Genomic DNA, 23,572 nt, shown 5'->3' on the forward strand with positions numbered 1-23,572 from the left:
TCCCTTTCCGCCTAGGCTGGTGCCGAGGCGGTGTCGGGGGCCAGGGAGGCTGCGATGAGCGGATCAGCACCGAGCGACCAGGACGCCCCGGGGGCGTCGCGTTACCTGCCGATCGCCGAGCACGGGCTGATCGGCGATCTGCGCAGCGTGGCCCTGGTGGGGACCGACGGCACGATCGACTGGTACTGCTGCCCGTCGTTCGACGCGCCCAGCGTCTTCGCCTCGATCCTGGACGCCGAGCGCGGCGGTTCCTTCGAGCTGGCGGCGGCCGTACCGGCCCGGACCAAGCAGTTCTACTTCCCCGACACCAACGTCCTGATCACCCGCTTCTTCACCGAGGACGGCGTCGGTGAGGTGCAGGACTTCATGCCCGTCGACGGCGACTCGGTGGAGACCGAGCGGCACCGGCTGATCCGGCGGGTGCTGTGCGTGCGCGGCTCGATCCCCTTCCGCACGCGCGTGGCCCCCCGGTTCGACTACGGCACCCAGCCGCACTCCGTCCGCATGGTCGGCGACGTGGCGGTGTTCGAGTCCGCCAAGTTGTCGCTCGGGCTGACCTCGACGGTGCCGCTGGAGCCCGACGGCCCGGACGTACGGGCCGAGTTCAAGCTCGCCGAGGGGGAGTCGGCGGTGTTCGCGCTCGACCAGGTGGGCGGCGAGGTCACCCCGCGCCGGTGCGCCCGCACCGAGGCGGAGGAGCAGTTCAGCACCACGGTCGCCTACTGGCGGCACTGGCTGTCCGCGTCCAAGTACCGGGGCCGCTGGCGGGAGATGGTGCATCGCTCCGCACTCACCCTGAAGCTGCTGACGTACGCGCCCACGGGGGCGATCGTCGCCGCGCCGACGACCAGCCTGCCCGAGCAGCTCGGCGGCGAGCGCAACTGGGACTACCGGTACGTGTGGGTGCGCGACGCCGCTTTCTGCGTCTACGCGCTGCTGCGGCTCGGCTTCACCGGTGAGGCCGAGGCGTTCATGAACTTCGTGACCCGGCACGTCAGTCCGGGCGACGGCAAGCCCTCGGGCCCGCTCCAGATCATGTACGGCATCGACGGCCGCACCGACCTCACCGAGCGCGAACTCGACCACTTCGAGGGCCACCAGGGCTCCGCGCCGGTCCGCATCGGCAACGCCGCCGCCGAGCAGCTCCAACTCGACATCTACGGCGCCCTGATCGACTCCATCTACCTCTACGACAAGTGGGCCAAGCCCATCTCCAGCGACCAGTGGGACGACGTGTGCGCGCTGGTGGACTGGGTGTGCGAGCACTGGGACCAGCCGGACGAGGGCATCTGGGAGACCCGGGGCGGGCGCAAGAAGTTCCTGTACTCACGGCTGATGTGCTGGGTGGCGATCGAGCGGGCGATCCGCATGGCCAACCGGCGCGGCCTGCCCGCCGACATCGTCCGCTGGCGCAACTGCCGGGACACCATCTACCGGCGCATCATGACCCACGGCTGGTCCGAGTCCCGCCAGGCGTTCGTCCAGCACGAGGACGACGACGTGCTGGACGCGGCCGTACTGATGATGCCGCTCACCAAGTTCATCGCGCCGACCGACCCCAAGTGGCTGTCCACCCTGGACGCCCTCACCCAGGACCTGGTCTCCGACTCACTGGTCTACCGCTACGACCCGATGGCGAGCCCCGACGGACTGCGCGGCGACGAGGGCACGTTCTCGATCTGCTCCTTCTGGTACGTCGAGGCCATGGTCCACGCCGGTCGTGTCGACGAGGCCCGCCTGGCCTTCGAGAAGATGCTCACCTACGCCAACCATCTGGGCCTGTACGCCGAGGAGATCAGCCACACCGGCGAGCAACAGGGCAACTTCCCGCAGGCGTTCACCCACCTCGCCCTGATCAGCGCGGCCTTCAACCTCGACAAGGCTCTCGGCTGACCTCAGTGGCCGTGTGAGGGCGCCTCGTCGTGTGCGGGCGCATCCTCCTGCGGCGCCGCTTTCCCGGCCCGGACCGTGAAGGCCGCGGTGTGGACCTTGCCCTCGTGCTTGAAGTCCAGGAACAGGCGGTAGGTGCCACCGCTGGGCGCCGTCGCGGTGAAGGAGACGCCGGGGCCGGGCTTGGTCCTGCCGTCGCCGGGCTCGCCGTTCGGGTGGACGTGGAGGTAGGCGAGGTCTCCGGAGCGCAGGGCCACCAGGTGGCCGTAGGCGCCGAGGTAGGGCTGGAGGTCGGTGACGGGCTTGCCGTCGCGCGACACGTTCAGCTTCAGCTCGCTCGCCGCGCCGGGGCGCAGACCGCCGTCCAGGCGGACCTCGTAGCCGTTGACCTCGGCGATGGCCTTCGGCTCCGGAAGGGCCTTCGGCTCGAACGCGCCGGAGGCGGCCAGGTCGGCGCCCAGCGTCAGGTTCTCGGCGCCCTTCTTCGCCGGGGTGAAGTCGGCGAAGACGCGGTAGCCGCCCGCCTTGGGCAGGTCGACGGGGGTGCTCCAGGTGCCGTCTGCGGCGCGGGTGGGGTGGAGGTGGCGGTAGGTGACCAGGTCGCGGGAGGCCACGATGAGGTGGAGTTCCTTGTCGTGTTCGCGCTGATAGGCGGTGACCGCGCGGCCGCCGCTGTCCCGTATGACGAACCGCAGGTCGGCGTGCTCGCGGGCGGCGACGGTCGGGGTCTTCAGGTCGAGGGTGTAGCCGCGCTCGGCGATCTGGAGGCCGCCGGCCACCTCTTTCCCCTCCCCTCCTTCCGGGCTCACTGAACTGTGGCTCTCGTGCCGCGCGGGCGCGGGGTCGTCCTCGACGGGGCCGACACCCTTGCCCACCCCGTAGGCGGTGCCGAAGGTGGCGGCGAGTCCCGTGGCGAACGCGGCGATCTTCAGTCCGGCATGCATGGCGATCTCCTCGGTGTGGGTCCTTTTGCCGCTCACAATACCCCTAGGGGGTATCAAGTCAACCTCGGATCGCGCTTGCCTTTGATACCCCCCATGGGTATACATGGAGTCGTCGGCGGGGATACCCCCACCGGGTATTGACCGAGCTTATCCAGGAGGCACCTCATGTCCACCCAGGCCCTCACCACGTACGCGGTCTCCGGCATGTCCTGCGGCCACTGCAAGGCCACGCTCACCAAGGTCGTCGGCGAGCTGGACGGCGTGACCGGCGTCGAGGTCGACCTCGAGAAGGGCCAGGTCACCGTCAGCAGCAGCGCCGAGCCGAACGACACGCTGATCGCCGAGGTCGTCGACGAGGCGGGTTACGAACTCACCGGCCGAGCCTGACCCCGCACGCCCACACGAGGAGCAGAGATGACCACCACGATCGACACAGAACTCACCATCGGCGGCATGACCTGCGCCTCGTGTGCGGCGCGCATCGAGAAGAAGCTCAACCGCATGGACGGCGTGACCGCCACCGTCAACTACGCCACCGAGAAGGCGAAGGTCAGTCACGGCGGTGGTGTGTCCGTGGACGATCTGATCTCCACGGTCGAGGCGACCGGGTACACCGCCCGGGTGCCCGTGCCGGAACCGGAGGAGAAGGCGTCCGAGGACGACGGGCTGCGGTCCCTTCGGGAGCGGCTGATCACCGCGGTCGTCCTGTCCGTGCCCGTCGTCGCGATGGCGATGATCCCGGCCCTGCAGTTCGAGTACTGGCAGTGGCTGTCCCTGACCCTGGCGGCACCGGTCGTGACGTACGCCGCCTGGCCCTTCCACAAGGCCGCCGTCACCAACGCGCGGCACGGCGCGGCCACCATGGACACGCTGATCTCGGTAGGCACCTCGGCCGCGTTCCTGTGGTCGCTGTGGGCGCTGTTCCTCGGCACCGCCGGGGAGCCCGGCATGACGCACCCCATCGAGCTGACCATCTCCCGCAGCGACGGCTCGGCGAACATCTACCTGGAGGCCGCGGCCGGGGTCACGGCCTTCATCCTGGCCGGCCGGTACTTCGAGGCGCGCTCGAAGCGGAAGGCGGGCGCGGCGCTGAAGGCACTGCTGGAGCTGGGCGCGAAGGACGTCACGCTGATACGGTCCGACGGCACGGAACGGACTGTTGCGGTAGGTGAGTTGAAGGTCGGCGACCGCTTCCTCGTCCGGCCCGGCGAGAAGATCGCCACCGACGGCACCGTCGTCGAGGGCTCCTCAGCGGTGGACGCCTCGATGCTCACCGGCGAGTCCGTGCCGGTCGAGGTCGGCGTCGGCGACCCGGTCACCGGCGCCACGCTCAACGCGGGCGGACGTCTCGTCGTCGAGGCCACCCGGGTCGGCGCCGACACCCAACTGGCCCGCATGGCCAAGCTGGTGGAGGACGCGCAGAACGGAAAGGCGGCGGCCCAGCGGCTCGCCGACCGGATCTCGGCCGTCTTCGTGCCGATCGTGATCGCCCTGGCGCTCGGCACCCTCGGATTCTGGCTCGGCAGCGGTGCCGGTCCCGCCGCGGCCTTCACCGCCGCGGTCGCCGTTCTGATCATCGCCTGCCCCTGCGCCCTGGGCCTCGCCACCCCGACCGCCCTCATGGTGGGCACCGGGCGCGGCGCCCAGCTCGGCATCCTGATCAAGGGCCCGGAAGTCCTGGAGTCCACCCGCAAGGTCGACACCGTCGTCCTCGACAAGACCGGCACCGTCACCACCGGCCAAATGACCCTGCTGGCCGTGCACACCGCGGCCAACGCCGACGAGGCCGAAGTCCTGCGCCTGGCGGGGGCGTTGGAGCACTCCTCCGAGCACCCCGTCGCCCGGGCCGTCGCCGACGGCGCCCTGGAGAAGCTGGGTTCACTGCCCGCCCCGGAGGACTTCGCGAACGTGCCGGGGCTCGGCGTGCAGGGCATCGTCGACGGCCACGCGGTCCTGGTGGGCCGGGAGCGGCTGCTGGCGGAGTGGGCGATGGAGCTTCCGGCGGAACTGGCGCGGGCCAAGTCCGAGGCCGAGGCGGGCGGTCGTACCGCCATCGCCGTCGCCTGGGACGGGGAGGCGCGGGCGGTCCTGGAGGTCGCCGACGCCGTGAAGGAGACCAGCGCCGAGGCGATCACCCGGCTGCGGGCGCTCGGCCTCACGCCGATGCTCCTCACCGGTGACAACCGGGCCGTGGCCGAGTCGGTGGCCCGTCAGGTGGGGATCGCGCCCGAGCACGTCATCGCCGAGGTGCTGCCGCAGGACAAGGTCGATGTCGTCAAGCGGCTGCAGGGCGAGGGGCGTTCGGTGGCGATGGTCGGCGACGGCGTCAACGACGCGGCCGCGCTCGCCCAGGCGGACCTGGGGCTGGCCATGGGCACCGGCACGGACGCGGCGATCGAGGCCGGGGACCTGACCCTGGTCCGGGGTGACCTCAGAGCCGCAGCGGACGCCATCCGGCTGGCCCGCCGCACCCTCGGCACCATCCGCTCGAACCTGTTCTGGGCCTTCGCCTACAACGTGGCCGCGCTCCCGCTCGCCGCGGCCGGCCTGCTCTACCCGATGCTCGCCGGAGCGGCCATGGCCTTCTCCTCGGTCTTCGTGGTCGGCAACTCGCTGCGACTGCGGTCCTTCAAGGCCACGGACTGAACGGGGCGGGACAGCCCGGTGCCCGGCCGCTCTGTCTTGAGCGGCCGGGCACCGGGCTGTGTGGCGTCGGCATGGCGCCGAGGTGGCCGAAGGGCGGCCCGGGGACAGGAAGGGCCGGGGACGGCGGGACGCCGCTGCGTGGCGTCGGCACGCCTGCGTGGCGTCGGCACGCCTGCGTGGCCGCAGGGCGACCCGGAGACAGCAACTCGCCCCGGACAGCCGGGTGCCGGGGCTGCGTGGCGTCGGCATGGCGCCGACCTGGCCGGGGGGACTCTGAGACAGCAACTCGCCCCGGACAGCCGGGTGCCGGGGCTGCCTGGCGTCAGCATGTGGCCGCAGGCGGGCCGGCGCCGAGACGCGGCCGGAGCGGCCGAGGCGCCGGGCTCACGACCGCCACGCCCCGGGCTCCGGCCACGGCGGACCAGGTCTCGCGGTCTTCAGAGGCGATCGCGTCGCAGTAGCCGCACCCCGTCCCCGGCCAGTCGCTCGGGCAGGTCGGCCAGGGCGGGCAGTTGCTCGATGTGGCGCACCCCGGGCGGCAACGATCCGCGCAGCAGCTCGCGGGCCACTTCCGCGGCCACCAGCCCGGTCACCCGGCTCTGCTCGCGCCCGGTCAGCGCGACCGAGGCCGCCGTATCCCCACGGTGGGCGTCGGCCCGCAGAGCGAAGGCGTCCCCGCCCAGGTGGACGCGGCTGAAGGCCCCGGTCAGCAGTCGCCGCGTCCCCGGCGCGCCCCGCACCACCCCCGTCCCGCGCAGCGCGAACAGCGCGGCGGTCAGCGGCCGGGAGTCCAGGCACAACCGCGTCGTCGCCTCCGGGACGCCGAGCGTCCGGCGCAGGGTGTGCTGGTCGGAGAAGGGGAACGGATGCGCGCGGTGCGTGCCGTGCCCCGGCAGGAAGACCGTCCGGGGTCCGGCCGTCACCGGCTCCGCGAGCCCCTCGACCGTCCAGCGCACGGCGTCGGTGCCATGGCGCTCACCGGAGCCGAGCAGCACCGTCACGTCGATCCGCTCCGCGCCGCCGACCGCCTCGTGGGCCCGGTGGGCCAGCAGGTTCGTGAGCCCGGGAGCGACACCGACACTGAGTACGACCGCGGCCCCGGAATCGACGGCGATCCCGTCCAAGTCCGACACCGCGTCCAGCAGTTGATACGACGCGCCCACATCGACCAGGTGGACACCCCGCTCCACGCAAACCCGCGCCAGCGACGCGTCCCCGGGCTCGACGCAGAGCACCACCGCGCTCACGTCACCCAACTTGTCCAGTACCCGCCGGAACCCGTCCAGGTCACCGACGTCGACCCGCACCCCGCCGAGCCGACGGGCCCGTATCTCGTCCCGGCCGGCCGGAACCACCCGCCCTGGGAACCACTCCCCGAGCCGCGCGGACACCGCGGCACCGACGGCGCCGTAGCCGCCGATGACGAGGATCCTCCCCCGTGCATCACCAGTAGTCATACGCGTCAACGTACGGCACCCTGGGTGCGCCGCGAGGCGTTCGCCCATCGTTCACGGGCCCCTCATGCGAGGGAAGTCGAGCGCGTCCGCCGTCGAACTAGCGTCGTCTGGTCGTCCGAACCCACACGATCGAGGTTGCGATGATGTCCGCAAGACATGTCCTCGCCGGTCTGGCCCTGGTGCCGGTGTTCACCGTTCCGGCCGTGGCGCACGAACCGGGCGCCCACCACCGGCCGTCCTTCGACCTCCAGGCCCACCGCGGTGGCCTCGGCATGACGACCGAGTCGTCGCTCGAGGGCTTCGCCAAGGCCCTGCGGCTCGGTGTGTCCACGCTGGAGCTGGACACGCAGATCACCAAGGACGAGAAGGTCGTCGTCACGCACGACCGGCAGGTCAGCGCCACCAAGTGCCAGGACACCGCACCCCTCGTGCCGGGCGACCCGATGTATCCGTACGTCGGCAAGTACATCAAGGACCTGACGCTGGCCCAGATCAGGACCATGAACTGCGGCTACCAGCAGCTGCCGGGGCATCCCGAGCAGGAGCAGATCGACGGCCTGCGGATGATCGAGCTGAAGGACGTGCTGAACCTGGTCAAGCGCTACAAGGCCCGGCAGGTCACCCTGAACGTCGAGACGAAGGTCGAGGCGGGCGCCCCCGAACAGACCGCGCCGCGCGAGCTGTTCGTGCGCCGGGTGTACGAGGAGATCCACCGCTCCGGCATCGAGCGGCAGGTCACCGTCCAGTCCTTCGACTGGGGTGCGCTGAAGGCGATGCACAAGCTGGCGCCCAAGTGGCCGCTGGTGGCGCTCACCAACTACGACTTCCTCCAGGTCGGCAAGCCGGGTGCCTCCCCCTGGCTGGGCGGCATCGACGCCGACGACTACGACGGCGACTTCGTGAAGGCCGCCGCCTCCCTCCCGGGGGTCACCACCCTCTCCCCCAACTACGGGTTCCCGCAGAGCGGCAAGGTCGGCGACCCCGGCTTCCGCTTCTACGCCGACGCCGCCATGGTCGAGGCGGCGCACGCCCGGGGCCTGAAGGTCGTCCCGTGGACGTGCGACGACCCGGCCACGGTGGAGGCGCTGATGGACGCCGGGGTGGACGGCATCATCACCAACTACCCCAACCGGGTACGGCAGATCATGGCCGACCGCGGCATGCGGCTGCCGAAGGCCTACGAGCCGCGCTGACCCGCCGGACATACACCTCCTTGCCGTACGTCGATCGCGGTGAGCGCCAGGGCCAGCGGCCCCGGCACCAGGAAGGCGAGCGGCAGCAGCATCCACTTGCACACGGCGGCCGTCGCCACCGCCAGCAGCACCAGCGCGCAGCCGCCTGGGTCCCGTACAGCGTCCCGGGCGGCCTCGCGCATCGCCGCCCGCCAGTCGGTGAGCGACTCGGGGCGGGCGCAGGCGCGCAGGACCACCACGGCGGCGGACAGACAGATCGCCGCGGCGGAACGCCGAACGGCCCGGCCCCGGGCAGCCCGGCGCGGGCCAGGGCGAGGTCAGCGGCCCCCAGCAGCAGTGCGGCGAGCGCCAGCGAGCCGGGCGCCAGATCGCCGATCCGCAGCCTCTGCCGTAGAAGAGCGAAGTACTGGCCCGCCGTGGCGGGGCGGTCCTCGCCCGCGCCGCGTAGGACCGCGCACGCCGTCGACAGGGCGGCGGGTGCGGTGAGCAGCGGGAGGCAGGCCACGGCGGTGGCGAGGCCGTCACTCAGTATGTCGGCGAACAGGGTCATCCGAGCCCTGACGGTCAAGCAGCCTCACGCGGCGCTGATCGTCGCCGGGTCGAAGAAGATCGAGAACCGGTCGTGGCCGCTGCCCGCCGGATTCTCGGGGCCGCTGATCGTCCATGCGAGCAAGGGCGATGATCCCGACGGCTGGTCGGCCGCCGTTCGCGAAGCCCTCGAAGGCGTGGTAGTTCGTCTACGGGGCTCTCGTCGCCGTCGTCGGCACGGTCGGCTGCCACTGGGGCGAGGACTGCTGCGCCGATCGCTACGGCGAACTGGGTGCTGGCACTGGGAGCTCGGAGACGTCATCGCCCTGTCGCGACCGATCACCGCAACCGGACGACTGAGGACGTGACGGCCGACACCCGAAGCCGTCAGCGCTTGCCTGGCGGGCTCGCAGAGGACCGGCGGCGTCATACCGATGGAACTGCTCAAGATCCTTCGCAGAGCGTACAGCGTCTTCCCGGCGATACCGCGTCTCTTCGACACCACCGAGGAATCACACCCGCACCGGGGATCAGGTGCCAGCGCGGTGATCTCCAGCCACGCGTCGGCAGCTGGCGTCATGGCGAGCTTGAGCGCCTCGTCGTCGCGGCGTTCGGCGGAATCGTGCAGTGCACGGGCGACCTCACGCCGGTCTTCGTGACGGAACCAGTCGGAGCGCTTATCGCCGATCTCCGCTAGGAGGGAGCGGTACTGGACGAGTTGCGCGCGGAGTGCCTTGGCCTCGGGGCCAGGCGCGAGCTTGAAGCGATTACGGACCCACCAGCGCCAGCCGCCGGTGAGGAGAGTGACAGCGAACGCAGCCCAGCCCGCCAGCTTGGGCCAGTCCGCGTACCAGGGTTCAGCACAGCAAATGTGATGTTCGCGGGGCTGAAGTGCTCGCCGGCTCGGGCACACCTGCCGACACGGCATGTCTGCGCTCAGAGGATGTTGAGCGCCCGCCGTGCGTGGCTGATCAGATTCTGGGCGTCGGCCCCGAACACCGCCGACTCGCGCAGCGTCTTCCAGACCTTGAGGTGCGTGGCGACGCTGTCGGCGTCGTCAAGCCATAGTTCCGCGTGCCAGTTCTCGACCACGACCTGTTGTTCGTCGTAGACCCAGAACCCTCCGCCCGGCGGGATCTTCAGAGAGGCGCCGATCGGCACGATCCCGAGCTTGACCGTGTCCAGGCCGATCACCCCGGAGAGGCGGTCGAGTTGCGCGGCCAGCACCGAGGGCGGACAGATCAACGCGCTCAGGACCGGCTCCCAGAGGAGGATGTGGTACATCCGGCCCGCGCTGTAGAGGCCCTCCTGACGCCTCATGCGGGAGCGCACGGCCTCCTCGATGTCCCGGACAGAGCCGTGCAGTTCGGTGAACCGGCTGAGAATCGACCGCGCATAGTCGGGCGTCTGGAGCACGCCGACGATCCATGACGACTCCCAGGCGTGGAGGACTGCCGCCCGCGCCTGAGCCTCGTTGTGCGCGTCCTGGACGGCCTTGTGCCCGGCGGCGAGCTGGCGCCGCCAACTGCGGATGTGGGACTCCAGCCCCCGGAGGCGGGCGAGGAGTTCCCCGTCCGCCTCCGGCTGGCCGGTCGCCTCGGCCCAGGCCCTCAGTTCGTCGGCCGTGGCCGTCTGCTTGCCGTTCTCCAGCTTGCTGATCTTCGACTGGGGCCAGCCCAGCCGCTGGGCGAGGATGGTGCCGGTGAGCCGACCGCCGGGGGCGGACTCGCGGAGCTCTCGCAGACGCTCACCAAGCGCCGCGCGCGCCTGCTGGAAGTCGGTGCTCACAGGTCCTTCTCACTGCCCCTCGGTGTCCACGTCGGCCGCGAACTCCTCGTACGGGACAGCGTGGTGCATGGCCGCGTCCCGGACCATCAAGTACCTGATCACCTCGGCCGGTTCGGTGACCAGATCGACGTCGGTGAAGTTGTCGTCGGCGTCGAAGTTGAGCAGAGCGACCAGCCGCGAGTCGAAGATCCAGAAGTCCTCGGCCGGGAGACTCAGACGATCAGCCTCGGCACGCAAGAGGTTGCGGATGTCCTCGCCCAGCGCGGCGTTCTTCTCGGCGTGCGCGAGCAGATAGCGCTGCCCGTCCGTGGCGGGCGAGTCGACGATGCGCACCCGGCCGACGCGCGCGCCGCCTGCGGTCTTCTCACGGATCGTCACGGACCACGGGGTGGTCAGGTCCCAGGTCGGCATCTCGCCCCGAGTGAACTGCGCGTAGGTCTCGGTCGCCTCGTCGGAGGCATACCGACGGCGGGTCTCCAGCCGCCAGGCGGTGTGCTCGAACCTGTCGAAGAGCTGCCCGAACGCGTCCAGGTCGATGATCTTCGCTTGCCGCGTCACGTCTTTGGGTCCCCAGTCGGTGATCAGTTCACGAGGTACGACGATCGGCACCTCCCCTTCGGACAAGTGCCTGAGCTGCGCGATGTCTCCCTGATCAGTGAGCGGCGGGCCGTGAACGATGATCTCGCCGCTGTCCAAGTCCTCGTGCACGGACGGGCAGCCGCCCTCGCCGCTGCCGGTGCCGTTGAAGCGAATCCGCCTCATGATCAGTGCCCCTCTCGTCGGGTGTGGATCACTGCGTGTCAGCGTTCCGCTTCCGCTTGCTCGCGGGCTACGGCTCGCCTCCTGCCTCGCGAGAAAGACCGTGCATACCTGAAAGTTACCCATGAATATCCATGAATATCCGCTAGCTGGCTCAACGAGCGCTCACCAACGCTGAGTTCATGACCACTGCACAGAAGTCGGGCACGACTGAAGCCATCGAGGCGGTCGAGGTGCTGCGTGGAGCGCTGACGGCGGCGGGGATCGTCCTGCCGTTCCTGGGAGCCGACACGGCCTCCCCTGAATTGAATCTGATCACCCTGGGGCGGGTGCGCGCCGACGTCGCGCTCAGGCTCGCCGATGTCCTCCGGCGGGGGCGCGCATCGTGAGTACCCGGATCGCTTCCGAAGAGGTGACGCTGAGCGCGGAGTGCTCCCTTGCCCGGCGACCGGACTACCGGGATCTTCACCGCGAGTGCAGGCAGACCAAGAACGTGCCGCTGCCGCACTCGCGCGGTGTCCTTCTCGTGCGCCGCTGCGAGTGCTCCTGCCACCGCTGGGGTGGTGCGAGGTGACCACATCCCTGTACGTCTGCCGGGCCTGCGACGAAGTAGTCGAGAACCCTGACAACGGTGCGGTCGTCGCTCATGAGCTCGGCAACTCCGGTCCGGGCTGAGACGTTTGGGCGCACCGTGAGCACGCCGACGACGTCGAGCTGATCGACCCGGACCTGCTGCGGATCATGCTCCGCATCTGGGCCGCTCACCGTCAGTTGAGTTCACCTCCCAGGGTGCTCCGGGGTACTCCGCCAAGAAAATTTCGGGAAGCCGAGCGTGGGGGAGCGTGCGATCGCAAGGCGCCGGAGCGTCCGCGTGGCGGAGCCACGTGGGCGGTTCGGCAACGCGGCTGGGGTCCCCCCTCTGGGGGAGTGCGCAGCAGACGCCGCGAGGCGGGCGGGAATTTGACGACAGGGCCTCCGGCCCCCGGTACGGGTCACTCCCCCTGGTACGGCAGCGTCGTCCCCGGCAGCGCGTACTCGTCCCGCCGGCCGCACATCCCGAAGCCGCCGAGCCGGGTGGGCGCGGCCTCGTGCGCGGTGGCCTCGGACAGGTAGGCCGGTTCGCCTTGGGCGAGCGCGTCGAGCTGGGCGCCGGTGCGTTCCGCCGTGGCGAGTGCGCCCTCCCGCCACAGTTCGCGCCAGGTCGGCACCTTGTCGCGGACCAGGCGGGCGGCCGTGCGCTGGAACTGCAGGTACGGGCCGTTGTCGCCCGCTTCGAGGGCCTCGCGCAGGGTGAGATAGCCCGCTACGGCGAGGTCGCGGCGGCGCCGGGCGGCCTCGGCGGTGTCGGCGCCGGTACCGGGCGGGAGGGTTGCCGCGGCCGTGTACTTCTCGGGGTCGGCCAGCACCTCGGGCGGGAAGGTGAACACCGCGTCGCCCGCCTCGGGCAGCCCGCTGTTCTGCATCAGCACGGTGATGCGCAGGTCCCCGCCCTGGACCATGCGGTGCACGGTGCCTGGAGTGAACCAGGCGACCGAGCCGGGCTCCAGCGGGATGTCCCGGTAGCCGTCGGGGCTCAGGGTCTGCACGGCGCCCCGGCCGCCGGTGACGACGTACGCCTCGGTGCACACCAGGTGCAGGTGCGGGCTGCCGCCGCAGACGCCGTCCGCGGCCTCCCAGTCGTAGGCGCTGAGGTGGGACAGGCCGACGGCGCCGGGCAGCGGGTGGGGCAGGGCGGGCTTCACCACGGCAGGGTCTCCAGGTGCGCGGCGACCCGTTCGGTGTCCCAGGCCCCGTCGGCGATCACCACCCGGTAGCGGTAGCCGAAGGACTCGCCCGGCGGCAGCTCGAACTCCTCGAAGAAGGCCCAGGAGAAGGCGACCGTGGGGAAGGGCTCGGAGCGCACGAACCAGTGGGACTCGTGGAGGGCGTCCTCGTTCTCCGGCGCGTGCGCGAAGACGATCGTGGAGTGGGCGTCGACGTCGTCGTGCTCGGTGGTGAAGGCGAGCCAGGGGCCCTGGGAGCCCATGAGCTTCTCGGTGTCGGTGTCGGTGTCGGTGTCGGTGCCGGGGGCGAGGACCGTGCCGCCGGTGAAGTCCCGGGGGCCGCGCCACTGCAGGCCGGTGTAGCCGGCCATCTCGCGGCCGGCCGTGGTCGGGGAGCCGAAGGCCAGGGGCTCGTCGCGGACGTTGGTGAGGCGGATCGACCAGTCCAGGGCCCAGGAGCCGGACGTCTCGTCCACGGAGTGGACGGTGATGCCTCGCTCCTCGCGCGCCCATTCCTGGCCGTCGTTCGCGACCCAGGTGAGGTCTTCCGCGAGCGTCAGGGTGTCGTCCTCGACCTCCAGCACGGGGAATCCGTCGTGGCGCATCGAGCCGACCCGCTCCGGCAGGCGCAGGTAGCCCTCGCCGTGGACGTAGCTGTTGCCGCCCCAGAAGTTCTGCCCCGACAGATGGCTCGCGGTCATCTGCAGGCCCTTGTGCCAGCGGTGGTCGCTGGGCCGGTATCCGGTGACCGTGTTCCCGGCGAGGGTGCGCAGGGGGTGCGCGTACGGCTTGCGGGACTCGAAGGCTTCGGGGTCCGGGCGGTAGACGTAGCGGAGGATCTCCGTGCCGTTCGGCGCGGCGACCGTGATGTGCTCGCCGTACGCGTGACTGACTCGGATGCTCATGCGCGCTCCTTGGGGGCCCAGTGGGGGTGGTCTCCGTGCATCGCCGCGTAGAAAGGATCGCCGGGCGCGATCTCGCCGGCGCGCACCGGCAGGCCGGTGAACGCCGACTTGTACAGGGCGGCGGCGAATTCGAGCGTGGCGCGGGCGTCCGGACCGCTGCCGGGGGGCCGTACGCCCGCGTCGTACGCGTCGAGCAGGCCGCCGAGCTGGGCGGTGTGGGAGCTGGGGACGTCGGCGGCGGGGGTGCGCCAGGCGTCGGCGCGGTCGGCGGTGACGTGGGGGGCCGGGGTGTAGACCCAGTCTTCGTTGCGGTGGCCGTACAGGTGGGTCAGTTCGAGGGTGGCGTCGGCGCAGTCGAGGCGGATGCGGCTGACCTCGTGCGGGGAGAGGACGCTGTTGACGACGGTGGCGAGGGCGCCGTTCGCGAACCGGACCAGGGCGGTGGAGACGTCCTCGCTCTCGGTGTCGTGGACGAGCCGGGCGGCCATCGCGCGGATCTCCTCCCACTCGCCGAGCAGGTGGAGCAGCAGGTCGTACTGGTGGATGCCGTGGCCCATGGTGGGGCCGCCGCCCTCGCTGGCCCAGCGTCCACGCCAGGGCACCGCGTAGTAGGCGGCGTCCCGGTGCCAGGTGGTCTGGCAGTGGGCTACCAGGGGGGTCCCGAGGGCCCCGCTGGTGATGAGCTCGCGGGCATGGGCGGAGCCGGAGCCGTAGCGGTGCTGGAAGATCACGGCGGCGTAGGCGCCGGACGCCTGCTCGGCCTCGGCGATCTCGTCGTACTCGGCGAGGGAGAGGGTGAGCGGTTTCTCGCACAGCACCCAGGCGCCCGCCTTCAGCGCGGCGACCGTCTGTTCCCGGTGCAGGGCGGGCGGGGTGCCGATGAGGACGAGGTCGGGGCGTTCGGCGTCGAGCATGTCGCCCATGGAGGTGTACCCGGTGACGTTGCCGCCGGCCAGCTCCCGGAAGGCGTCGAGTCTGCCCTGGTCCACATCGACGGCGGCGACCAGCTCCGTCCGGTCGGCGTGGTCGGTCAGCGCGGGCAGATGGCTGCCGCTGACGATGGCTCCGGTGCCGACGACGGCGACGCGGCGGCGGACGGGGTTCCCAGGGGACATGCGGCGCTCCTCGAACGGCCGACGGACATGCCTGCAGAAAGCGCTTGCTCTCAACGGCAGACCCTAGGCGCCGAGGCATTGTCCGAACAACCCCTGTACCCGGACATTGGCGAGGTCTTTTGTGAGGTCAGGGAGGTGAGGGGCTGGGAGGGGAGTGCGGGCGGAGCTTGAGGGGCAATGACCGGCACCACGAGCGGGCGGGCTGACACCGACGGGGGCGGCGCCTGCAGGCGGTACGGCGGGCCTCACTCGGTCACTCAGGCGCGCGGTCCACCCTGAAAGCCTGCGCGATCATCGCGTAGTGGGCGGCGATCTCCAGCTGGCGAGTGCTGTTGATCGCGGAGTTCGTGGCCTCGGCTCGGGCCAGGAACGCGCGGGAGCGGCCGAGGCAGTAGGAACGCACCTCGGCATCGGAAGCGTCGGCGAAGTCGAAGTCCTCCGGCGCGGGGGCCTCGGTGAACTCCGGCCGGTTCCATGGTCGCTTGCTCGTCACGGCGGTCCTCCTGTCCTGCCGGATGATCAATGGCGGCCGAGCCGTCACGCAGCGCGGGGAGCGGCGGGGCGATGGTCCGGCACCGACTAGTGCCCCAGCGGCGCAGGTGGGTTGGCGTCCTTGACGGCCGTGGGAAACGCGGGCCCTGCCGTCGTGGCCCGCTCCCGAGTGAGGGCGCCCGTCATGCGGCGGGCCAGAAGCCACGGTCCGGCACCGACTACTGCCCCAGCGGCGCAGGTGGGCTGGCGTCCTTGACGGCCGTGGGAAACGCGGGCCCTGCCGTCGTGGCCCGCTCCCGGGTGAGCGCGCCCGTCATGCGGCGGGCCAGGGAGCGACGGTCCGGCACCGACTACTGACCCAGCGGCGCAGGTGGGTTGGCGTCCTTGACGGCCGTGGGAAACGCGGGCCGAGCCGTCGTGGCCCGCTCCCGAGTGAGCGCGCCCGTCATACGGCGGGCCAGAAGCCACGGTCCGGCACCGACTACTGACCCAGCGGCGCAGGTGGGTTGGCGTCCTTGACGGCCGTGGGAAACGCGGGCCGTGCCGTCGTGGCCCGCTCCCGGGTGAGGGCGCCCGTCATGCGGCGGGCCAGGAGCGGATCGGCCGGCAGGACATGTGCGGCGAACCAGCGGGCCGCTCGGGGGTCGGGGGACGGTTCGACGAACTCGGCGCCCGCGTAGTCGTCGAGCGGTGGATCGTAGACGTAGCCGCAGACCATGCCGTGGTCCACCATCCGTTCCAGGAGGGTGTCGCGGTCGTGGACCAGGAGGGGGACCCGGAACAGCGGGAGGGGGCCGTCGGGGAGCGCCCGTTCGCGCAGGGCGGCCGAGGCCCACGCGGTGCCGGAGAGGAGCGCGACCCCGGCCCTGCGCCGGGCGAGGTCGTCGTCGAGGCGGGACATGCGCGCGGTCAGTGCTCCGCGCACCAGGGCGCCGTGGCGGACCCGGAAGCCGTGCAGGTCGACGCGGACCCAGGGTTCGTAGGCGGTGAGGCTGGGTGCCGAGCGGGCGGACGCGGTCAGGCGGGGGGCGTGCAGGGCCATCCGGAACTCGTCGCGTTCCAGGAGCCCGAGGCGCTGCATCGTGCGCCACACCGGACGGACCAGACGGAGAGTGCGGACTGTGGAGCGGGCCAGCGGGCGCAAGGTCACCTCCAAGTCCTCGCGCAGGCGACGCGGGGTGAGCAAGTCGTCGCGCAGGCGCTCCAGTTCGCGCCGGGTGCGGGCGTCCTCCACGGCGAGGAAGCCTCCCGCCATCGCCGCCACGTGCTTGGAGAGGCTGAACGCGGCCGCCGTGCCGAAGGTCCCGATGGGCCGGCCGTCCACGTGGGTCCCGATGGCGTGGGCCGCGTCCTCGATCAGCGGGATGCCCAACTGCTCGCAGCGGCGGCGCAGTTCGAGGACCCTGTCCGGTATGCCGTACAAATTGGTGGTCAGGACGGCGTCGATGTCGCGCCAGGTGGACTCCGGTACGGCCGCGGAGTCGATGTTGCCGTCCCAGACGGAGACGGGCGCCTGCACCGGGCGGCAGCCGGCCGCCAGCACCACGAAGAGGATCACGTCGTCGTTGACGGGCGACATCAGTACCCGGGCTCCGGGCCGGCACCAGCGCCGCAGCGCCAGATAGAGGGCGAGACGCGCCGAGGGCGTGTAGACGCATTCGCGTCCGAGCCGCCGCGTCATCGTCGCGGCGAGCCGCGATCCGTACGACATCTGTCACTGCCTCCGTCGAGGGTGGGTCGGACGCACAGGGGCGCACGGGAGCGCGGGCGCGAGTCGCGGACGGTGAGGTTCCGGTCGCGGCCACACGCGGCGCAGCGGCGCGCTGATACAGCCCGCGCCCCGCGAGGGGACCGGGGTGGTGCCGGAACGGCCGGGCTCAGGGCGTGCGTGCTCGCGCGCCGCCCCAGGCCGCCCGGCGTGAGGAGCGCAGTGAGCCGACCGTCTTCAGCAGCCGGTCGGCGGGCTCCCGCAGGCCGGGGTGGGCGAGGACGGTGTTGCGCAGCCCGCGTACGGGTCTGCGCCACATCCGGTGCGCCGCCGCCACGGGGTGCGGCCGGGTCGCGAACCCCTCGCCCACCCGCAGCTCCCGCGTCTTGAGCCAGTCCTTGTACTCCTTGTCGCCGCGCCCGAGGTCGATCAGCCGCACCCCGTGCCGGGCCGCCGCCTCCGCCGTGCGCAGATGCATCATCAGGCCGGGCGAGTAGTAGTGGAACTCGGGGTCGTAGGCCGTGAACCAGGCCGCGAGGACGGTCCGCGACCTCGGTCCGAAGTGGGCGGCCACGGGACGGTCCCCGGCGTAGAGCACGGAGAGCACGCCGGTGAAGTGGTCCTCGCGCAGCCGGAACAGATGGCCGACGAGGTCCACGATCCAGGGCCGGGCGAACCGGTCCATCCGTCCGGTCCTGCGGTACTGGGCGGACTTCCACTCCATGAGCCGCCGCAACACCCGCGGGTCCCGCTCGTCGAACACGAACCGCACGTCGCCGAAGTCGCGGCCCAGCCGGCGTTCCTTCTTCAGCGTGGTCTTGGCCTGCCCGGGGTAGGTGGCGCGCAGCCACGCCGCGTAGTCGCCGTCGCCGGGCTCCAGGTCGATCACCGGGGAGGCGAACATCCCGGTGACGTACCGGCCGAACGGCTTCTGCTCCTCCACGAGATGGTCGAACTCGAAGCTGGCGAGCCCGCAGCCGCGCAGCAGTTCCTCGGTGTCCCAGATGGCCCCAGGCCGGTGCACCAGGGCCTGGCGGTCGGAGAGGCCGAGTCCGATGGCCCGGCCGACGCCGAGGACATTGCGTTCGTACGGCAGGAAGCCGACGGGCTCGCCGTGTTCGTGCAGGACGCCGATCTCGACCCCGCCCCGGTGCCGGCCGACGCCGACGGCGAACTCCGGGGACAGGAACGGGTTGGCGTACTCCGGTGACTCCTCCATGGCCCGGTGCCAGGCCGCGCGCAGCGGGGCGCTCAGCTCGCCGGGTCTGTGAACGGTTATCTCGGTATCGGTGCTGCTCATGGATCGCATGGGCGACCGCTCCCCCCAGTTCCCCCCTGTGACGCGCGGCCCGCGTCACGCCCCTCCTGTCGCCGACCGCCCGACCGAGATCGGAACAGTCCGACAAGGATCAAACGTGGCGAAACCGCACGCAGACTGTCAAGACCGTCGCTCGTAAAGGAACGGCATGTTTCGGATGACCATCGCCCTGACACCCCAGAGCTGTCCGGACTGCGCTCTTCTGCTCAACTCATGTCTCCCGTACCGTCGTTGGCGTTTGTCGCGGCCATGACTACAAAGGGGTGTTCATGGGCAGAGGTCTGCTGTCGCTGATGCTCGCCGCGGTCACCGGAGCCGCCCTGCTCGCGGCGCCCGCGTCCGCGTCGCCACCACCCCCGCCGACGGATGTGTACCGCCCGGTCCGGGGTCCCGCGGCACCGGCCGAGTACCGCTCTCTCCAGAAGACCCTGCCGGGCGAGGCATTGCCCCGGCACGCCCACGCCCTCGCCGCGGCCGAGGCTCGCGAGCTGCCCACCGTGGGCGGGCGCTGGAAGAACGTCGGGCCGACCAACATCGGCGGGCGGATCGTCTCCCTGGCCCTGGACCCCAAGCGCGCGGACACCCTGTACGCGGCGGCGGCCAGCGGCGGCCTGTGGCGCAGCACGGACGCCGGGCAGAGCTTCCACTCGGTGTGGCCGGACAGCTGGACGCAGGCGATGGGCGCCGTGGCCACCGCCCCGGACGGCACCCTGTACGTGGGCACCGGCGAGCCCAACCCCGGTGGCGGCAGCATCACTTACGAGGGCACAGGCCTGTACCGCAGCAAGGACGGCGGCCGCAGCTGGCGGCCGCTCGGCCTGCGCGACTCGGGCGCGATCAGCGCCATCACCGTCGACCCGGCCAACCCGCGCCGCATCTACGTCGCCGCGGCCGGTTCGCTCTACAACGGCGGCGGCGACCGGGGCGTCTACCGCTCCGAGGACGGCGGCGCGACCTGGCGGCGCATCCTCGCCGGCGCGAACGAGTTCACCGGCGCCACCGAGATCGTCAAGGACGGCGACCGCCTCTACGCCGTCCTCTGGGACCACCGCCGCCGCCCCGACCTGAGGACGTACGGCGGGGTCGGCTCAGGGGTCTTCCGCAGCGACGACGACGGCGCGACCTGGCAGCGCCTGGGCGGCGGACTGCCCGCCGAGGGCCCGGACGTGGGCCGCATCGGGCTCGCCGTCGCGGGCGAGCGGCTCTACGCGATCGTCAACAAGGCCGGCGGCGCCTTCGAGGGGTTCTACGCCTCCACCGACGGCGGCGACACCTGGAACCGCACTCCGGCCAACACGGATCTGGCCAACTCCCAGTCCAGCTTCGGCTGGTGGTTCGGCAAGGTGTGGATCGACCCCCGCGACACCGAGCACGTGCACGTGGCCGGAGTCGCCCTGCTGACCACGAAGGACGGCGGACAGACCTGGTCCGCCGACAGCACGAGCATCCACGTCGACCATCACGCCATGGTCTGGGACCCGCGCCGGCCGGGCCGCGTGTACCTCGGCAACGACGGGGGCGTCTACCGCTCCGACGCGGACGGCGACGGCGGCTGGGTCAAGGCCCGGCACGAGCCGTACACCCAGCTCTACAGCGCCGCGATCAGTCCGCAGGACGTCACCCGGATCTCCGGCGGCTCCCAGGACAACGGCTCACTGCGCTCCTGGGGCGGGGAGCGGTTCAACGAGTACCTCGGCGGCGACGGCGAGGAGAACCTGATCGATCCGACCGACGTGAACAAGGTCATCGCCTGCTACCAGTACGGCAATTGCTTCCGCTCCACCGACGGCGGCGACACGCTCACCTACTTCGCGAACGGCACGACGTTCAAGCGCCGCAACTGGTTCACGCCCGTCGTCCACGACCCGAGCGACCCACAGATCCTCTACTACGGCGCCGAGGTACTCAACCGTTCCACCGACGGCGGCGTGACCTGGCAGCCCATCAGCCCGGACCTGACCGGCGGGCCCGGCGCTGACCCCGTCTACACCAACTTCGGGACCATCACGTCGATCGCGCCGGCCTCCGACGGGCGCACGGTGTACGTCGGCACGGACGACGGCCGCGTCTGGGTGACCGAGGACCTCGGCACGACCTGGACCAAGCTCGCCGAGGGCCGCCCCTGGGTGACCCGGGTGGTCGTCGACCCCAGGAACCCCGACCGCGTCTGGACCACCCACTCCGGCTACCGCTCGGGCTCCCCGCTCCCCCACGTCTACGGCAGCACCGACGGCGGCACGCACTGGCGCGACCTCTCCGGCAACCTGCCCGCGGCCCCCGTGAACGACCTGGTCGTCGCCCGGGGCGGCGCCCTGTACATCGGCACCGACCAGGGCGTGTTCGCCGGCTTCAAGGGCGGTGGCCACTGGATGCGGCTGGGGCGCGGAATGCCCGCGGTGCCGGTGGACGACATCGAGTACGACGCCGGGCACCGGCGGCTGGTGGCGGCGACCTTCGGGCGGGGGTTCTACGAACTCTCGGTGAGCTGAATCAGCGGCATCCCGGCCGTGTGCGGCACGGACACCCGTCGTGCTCGGAACTCAGTGGCCGCGGAACGCCTCCTCCAGCCACCAACTCCCCTGCTCTTGAACCACCTTGGCGTCGACCAGCAGAGGTGCCGAGCGCGGGCCGGTGAGCCAGTCCGTCACCGGCTTCAGGTCGGCCCGCGTCCGCACGGTCACCGCCTCGAAGCCGTGGCCGCGTGCCACGGCGGCGATGTCCGTGTCGGGGAAGCGGACCGTGTCGAGGGGGTGGCCGTCGGGGCCGAAGTGGTGGACCTCCGCGCCATAGGCGTCGTCGTTGTAGACGACCACCACCATCGGCAGACCGAGGCGGCGGACGGTGTCCAGTTCGGCGGCGGCCATCAGCGCGCCGCCGTCGCCGAGCGCGGCCACCGTGAGCCGGTCCGGGCGGGCCAGGGCCGCGCCGATCGCCGTCGCGAGACCCAGGCCGATCGACTGGAAGCCCTGGGTGAAGCACAGGCCGTGCTCGTCGGGGACCGAGAGGAACATGGTCGGGTAGCCCATGAAGTTGCCCGAGTCGACCGCGATCACCCGCTCGGCGGGCAGCAGGTCGTCGAGGGCGACGCTCAGCGTGCGGGGGTCGATCCGGTCGCGGGTGCCCGTGTCCTCGTACGGCACGTCCCGCCAGCGCACACCCGCCGCCAGCGCCTCGGCCTTCCCGGCGGTCCGGTAGCCCTCCTGGGCCGCGCCGTCCCCCTCCAGGGCCCGCCGCGCCGTACGTTCCACATCGCCGGTGACGCCCAGGTACGACTCCCGCAGCGCCGTCGCGTCGTCATCCACCTGTACGACGGTGGCGCCGGGCCCGATCAGGCGGCCGTGCCGGGTCGTCCACCCGGTGAGCGTGCAGCCCCAGGCCACGATCGTGTCGGCCCCCGCGATCAGCTCGGCGGCGATCGGCGAGGCGAACCCCCCGGCCACGTCCAGCGCCCACGGACTCCCCCGGAACAGCCCCCGCGCCACGGCCGACGTCGCCAGTAGCGCCCCGTACCGCTCGGCGAGGGCTTCCAGTGCTCGGCGCGCCCCGGGCGAGCGTGCGCCCCGGCCGGCGATGAACACCGGCCGTCGAGACCGCCGTAGCACCCGCGTCAGCGCCTCGACGTCTGCTTCCGTCGGTTCGAGGGCCGCCCGTGCCTCTGGCGGGGCTGCCGCCACCGGGCCCGGGACTTCAGAACCCTGCACGCCCAAAGGCAGGTTGAGCAGCACCGGCCGCCGCTCGTGCAGCGCGCGGCGCACCGCCTCGCACGCCACCCCGACCGCGTCCCCCGCTGCCTCGACGCGCAACACGTCGGCACCGACCGACCTCGCCAACCCCTCCTGGTCCACGTGGAAGTTGGAGCGCGGATCCGTCACCTCCCCCGCCAGCACCACCAGCGGGGTATGGCTCTTGGCCGCCTCGGCGATCCCGGTCAACGCGTTCGTCAGACCCGGCCCCTGATGGACAGTCAGTGCCGTCACTGTGCCGCTCATCCGCGCATACGCGTCCGCCATCGTCGCCGCGCCGCCCTCATGGCGGGCCGCCACGAAGCGCGCCCCCGCCGCCACCATGGCGTTGGTCGCATGGAAGTTCCCGGATCCGACCACGCCGAAGACCTGCCCGACCCCGGACGCCACCAGCGCCCGTCCGACGGCCTCGGCGGCCTTCATCAACGCTCCACCAGGGCCAACACCCGCGCGGGAGAACCAGATCCCGTGACGATGGGCAGCGGTCCGGCGATCACGACACAGCCCGTCGGCGGGAGCAGGGCGAGGTTCTGCAGCTGGGTCAGGCCGTACTTGGCGTTGCCCATGAGGTAGGAGTGACAGGGGAAGGCCGGTTCGAAGGCGTGGCCACGCCCGGCGTCCGTGCCGACCGTCTCCACCCCCAGGCCGATCACCGGCGCCTCCTCGGCCAGCCAGCGGGCGCACTCCGGCGACAGACCGGGCGTGTGCGGGCCGTTCTCGTCCGCGTTCAGGAACTCCTCCTGCGACTGGGCGCGGGCGTCCCAGCCGGTGCGCAGCAGCAGCCAGCCGCCGTCGGGCAGCGGGCCGTGCTCGGCCTCCCAGGCCTTCACATGGTCCGCTTCCAGGAGGAAGTCCGGGTCCCGTTCCGCCTCGTGCGTGAAGTCCAGTACGGCGGCGGGCGCGATCAGCCTCCCGGCCGGCACGGACGCCACGTCGGCGAGATCCTTGCCGGTCACCCAGTGGTTCGGGGCGTCGAAGTGGGTGCCGGTGTGTTCACCGGTACGGAAGTTGTTCCAGTACCAGGCCGGTCCCCGACGGTCGTACCGGCTGATCTCCTGCAGCTCGAAGGCCGCCGTCTGCCCGAACTCGGACGGCAGTTGGATCAGCGGGGTCGCCGCGGACAACGGAGCCGTGAGGTCGACGACTTCGATCGCGCCCTCCCGCAGGGCGGACACCAGCGAGGCGAGGACGGACGGTTCGGGCATGAGGGCCTCCAAACGCCTCGGGGGCGGTACGCGGAACTCCCAGGATGGATCGATTCCGTGGCATTCACCATGCGGCGGGGTCGATCGGCGCAACCAGGCCCCCGCTCCCACCGTCTCA

The 23,572-nt window shown here is 71.6% G+C and carries 19 protein-coding genes; 6 read left to right on the forward strand and 13 right to left on the reverse strand.

Annotated elements, in window-relative coordinates; all coding sequences use genetic code 11:
• The first annotated feature begins 54 nt into the window (after positions 1 to 54).
• Positions 55 to 1,893 (forward strand): glycoside hydrolase family 15 protein, encoded by a 1,839-nt coding sequence (locus AC068Z_RS19300; protein ID WP_478556755.1) that lies wholly within the window; start codon positions 55 to 57, stop codon positions 1,891 to 1,893.
• A 2-nt stretch (positions 1,894 to 1,895) separates the two neighbouring features.
• On the opposite strand, the gene AC068Z_RS19305 is transcribed toward AC068Z_RS19300, so the two are convergent.
• Positions 1,896 to 2,834 (reverse strand): hypothetical protein, encoded by a 939-nt coding sequence (locus AC068Z_RS19305; protein WP_478556757.1) that lies wholly within the window; start codon positions 2,832 to 2,834, stop codon positions 1,896 to 1,898.
• A 165-nt stretch (positions 2,835 to 2,999) separates the two neighbouring features.
• Here AC068Z_RS19305 and AC068Z_RS19310 point away from each other — a divergent pair, with 165 nt between their 5' ends.
• On the forward strand, positions 3,000 to 3,221 hold the full coding sequence (locus tag AC068Z_RS19310; protein ID WP_478556759.1) for a heavy-metal-associated domain-containing protein: 222 nt from the start codon (positions 3,000 to 3,002) through the stop codon (positions 3,219 to 3,221).
• Positions 3,222 to 3,248: 27 nt separating this feature from the next.
• Positions 3,249 to 5,480, forward strand: a complete 2,232-nt coding sequence (locus AC068Z_RS19315; protein ID WP_478556761.1) for a heavy metal translocating P-type ATPase — start codon at positions 3,249 to 3,251, stop codon at positions 5,478 to 5,480.
• Between the two features lie 437 nt (positions 5,481 to 5,917).
• Here the strand turns inward: AC068Z_RS19315 and AC068Z_RS19320 are convergent, their stop codons facing one another.
• Positions 5,918 to 6,937, reverse strand: a complete 1,020-nt coding sequence (locus tag AC068Z_RS19320) for a saccharopine dehydrogenase NADP-binding domain-containing protein (protein WP_478556763.1) — start codon at positions 6,935 to 6,937, stop codon at positions 5,918 to 5,920.
• A gap of 143 nt (positions 6,938 to 7,080) precedes the next feature.
• Between AC068Z_RS19320 and AC068Z_RS19325 the strand changes: the two genes are divergently transcribed.
• Complete coding sequence (locus tag AC068Z_RS19325) at positions 7,081 to 8,130, forward strand: glycerophosphodiester phosphodiesterase family protein (RefSeq protein WP_478556765.1); 1,050 nt, start codon at positions 7,081 to 7,083, stop codon at positions 8,128 to 8,130.
• Here AC068Z_RS19325 and AC068Z_RS19330 read toward each other — a convergent pair.
• From AC068Z_RS19330 to AC068Z_RS19340, 3 genes are all read right to left on the reverse strand, one after another.
• Positions 8,115 to 8,369 carry a hypothetical protein gene (locus AC068Z_RS19330; RefSeq protein WP_478556767.1) on the reverse strand — a complete coding sequence of 85 codons (255 nt, stop codon included), beginning with the start codon at positions 8,367 to 8,369 and terminating at the stop codon, positions 8,115 to 8,117. The genes AC068Z_RS19325 and AC068Z_RS19330 overlap by 16 nt on opposite strands.
• Positions 8,370 to 9,594: 1,225 nt before the next feature.
• A complete protein-coding gene (locus AC068Z_RS19335) occupies positions 9,595 to 10,446 on the reverse strand; it encodes a helix-turn-helix domain-containing protein (RefSeq protein WP_478556769.1) in 852 nt (283 codons plus the stop codon).
• 9 nt (positions 10,447 to 10,455) lie between these two features.
• Positions 10,456 to 11,211 (reverse strand): DUF6879 family protein, encoded by a 756-nt coding sequence (locus tag AC068Z_RS19340; RefSeq protein ID WP_478557273.1) that lies wholly within the window; start codon positions 11,209 to 11,211, stop codon positions 10,456 to 10,458.
• 176 nt (positions 11,212 to 11,387) lie between these two features.
• Between AC068Z_RS19340 and AC068Z_RS19345 the strand changes: the two genes are divergently transcribed.
• Positions 11,388 to 11,594 (forward strand): hypothetical protein, encoded by a 207-nt coding sequence (locus tag AC068Z_RS19345; protein WP_478556771.1) that lies wholly within the window; start codon positions 11,388 to 11,390, stop codon positions 11,592 to 11,594.
• A 603-nt stretch (positions 11,595 to 12,197) separates the two neighbouring features.
• Here AC068Z_RS19345 and AC068Z_RS19350 read toward each other — a convergent pair.
• From AC068Z_RS19350 to AC068Z_RS19375, 6 genes are all read right to left on the reverse strand, one after another.
• Positions 12,198 to 12,950 carry a cupin domain-containing protein gene (locus AC068Z_RS19350; RefSeq protein ID WP_478556773.1) on the reverse strand — a complete coding sequence of 251 codons (753 nt, stop codon included), beginning with the start codon at positions 12,948 to 12,950 and terminating at the stop codon, positions 12,198 to 12,200.
• Complete coding sequence (locus tag AC068Z_RS19355) at positions 12,944 to 13,873, reverse strand: DUF6807 domain-containing protein (protein WP_478556775.1); 930 nt, start codon at positions 13,871 to 13,873, stop codon at positions 12,944 to 12,946. Before AC068Z_RS19355 ends, AC068Z_RS19350 begins: the two co-directional genes overlap by 7 nt.
• Complete coding sequence (locus tag AC068Z_RS19360) at positions 13,870 to 14,988, reverse strand: Gfo/Idh/MocA family protein (RefSeq protein ID WP_478556777.1); 1,119 nt, start codon at positions 14,986 to 14,988, stop codon at positions 13,870 to 13,872. Before AC068Z_RS19360 ends, AC068Z_RS19355 begins: the two co-directional genes overlap by 4 nt.
• 253 nt (positions 14,989 to 15,241) lie before the next feature.
• A complete protein-coding gene (locus AC068Z_RS19365) occupies positions 15,242 to 15,481 on the reverse strand; it encodes a hypothetical protein (protein WP_478556779.1) in 240 nt (79 codons plus the stop codon).
• 480 nt (positions 15,482 to 15,961) lie between these two features.
• Positions 15,962 to 17,191 (reverse strand): DegT/DnrJ/EryC1/StrS family aminotransferase, encoded by a 1,230-nt coding sequence (locus tag AC068Z_RS19370; protein ID WP_478556781.1) that lies wholly within the window; start codon positions 17,189 to 17,191, stop codon positions 15,962 to 15,964.
• A gap of 166 nt (positions 17,192 to 17,357) precedes the next feature.
• A complete protein-coding gene (locus AC068Z_RS19375; protein ID WP_478556783.1) occupies positions 17,358 to 18,497 on the reverse strand; it encodes a GNAT family N-acetyltransferase in 1,140 nt (379 codons plus the stop codon).
• Between the two features lie 278 nt (positions 18,498 to 18,775).
• On the opposite strand from AC068Z_RS19375, the gene AC068Z_RS19380 reads away from it, so the two are divergent.
• Complete coding sequence (locus tag AC068Z_RS19380) at positions 18,776 to 20,995, forward strand: WD40/YVTN/BNR-like repeat-containing protein (RefSeq protein WP_478556785.1); 2,220 nt, start codon at positions 18,776 to 18,778, stop codon at positions 20,993 to 20,995.
• Between the two features lie 51 nt (positions 20,996 to 21,046).
• Here the strand turns inward: AC068Z_RS19380 and AC068Z_RS19385 are convergent, their stop codons facing one another.
• Positions 21,047 to 22,672, reverse strand: coding sequence for a thiamine pyrophosphate-binding protein (locus AC068Z_RS19385; protein ID WP_478556787.1), 1,626 nt, complete (start codon positions 22,670 to 22,672; stop codon positions 21,047 to 21,049).
• On the reverse strand, positions 22,672 to 23,454 hold the full coding sequence (locus tag AC068Z_RS19390) for a cyclase family protein (RefSeq protein WP_478556789.1): 783 nt from the start codon (positions 23,452 to 23,454) through the stop codon (positions 22,672 to 22,674). The genes AC068Z_RS19385 and AC068Z_RS19390 overlap by 1 nt, the downstream gene beginning before the upstream one ends.
• Positions 23,455 to 23,572: the final 118 nt, after the last annotated feature.

The sequence above is a fragment of the Streptomyces sp. NPDC043726 genome, from assembly GCF_056436565.1.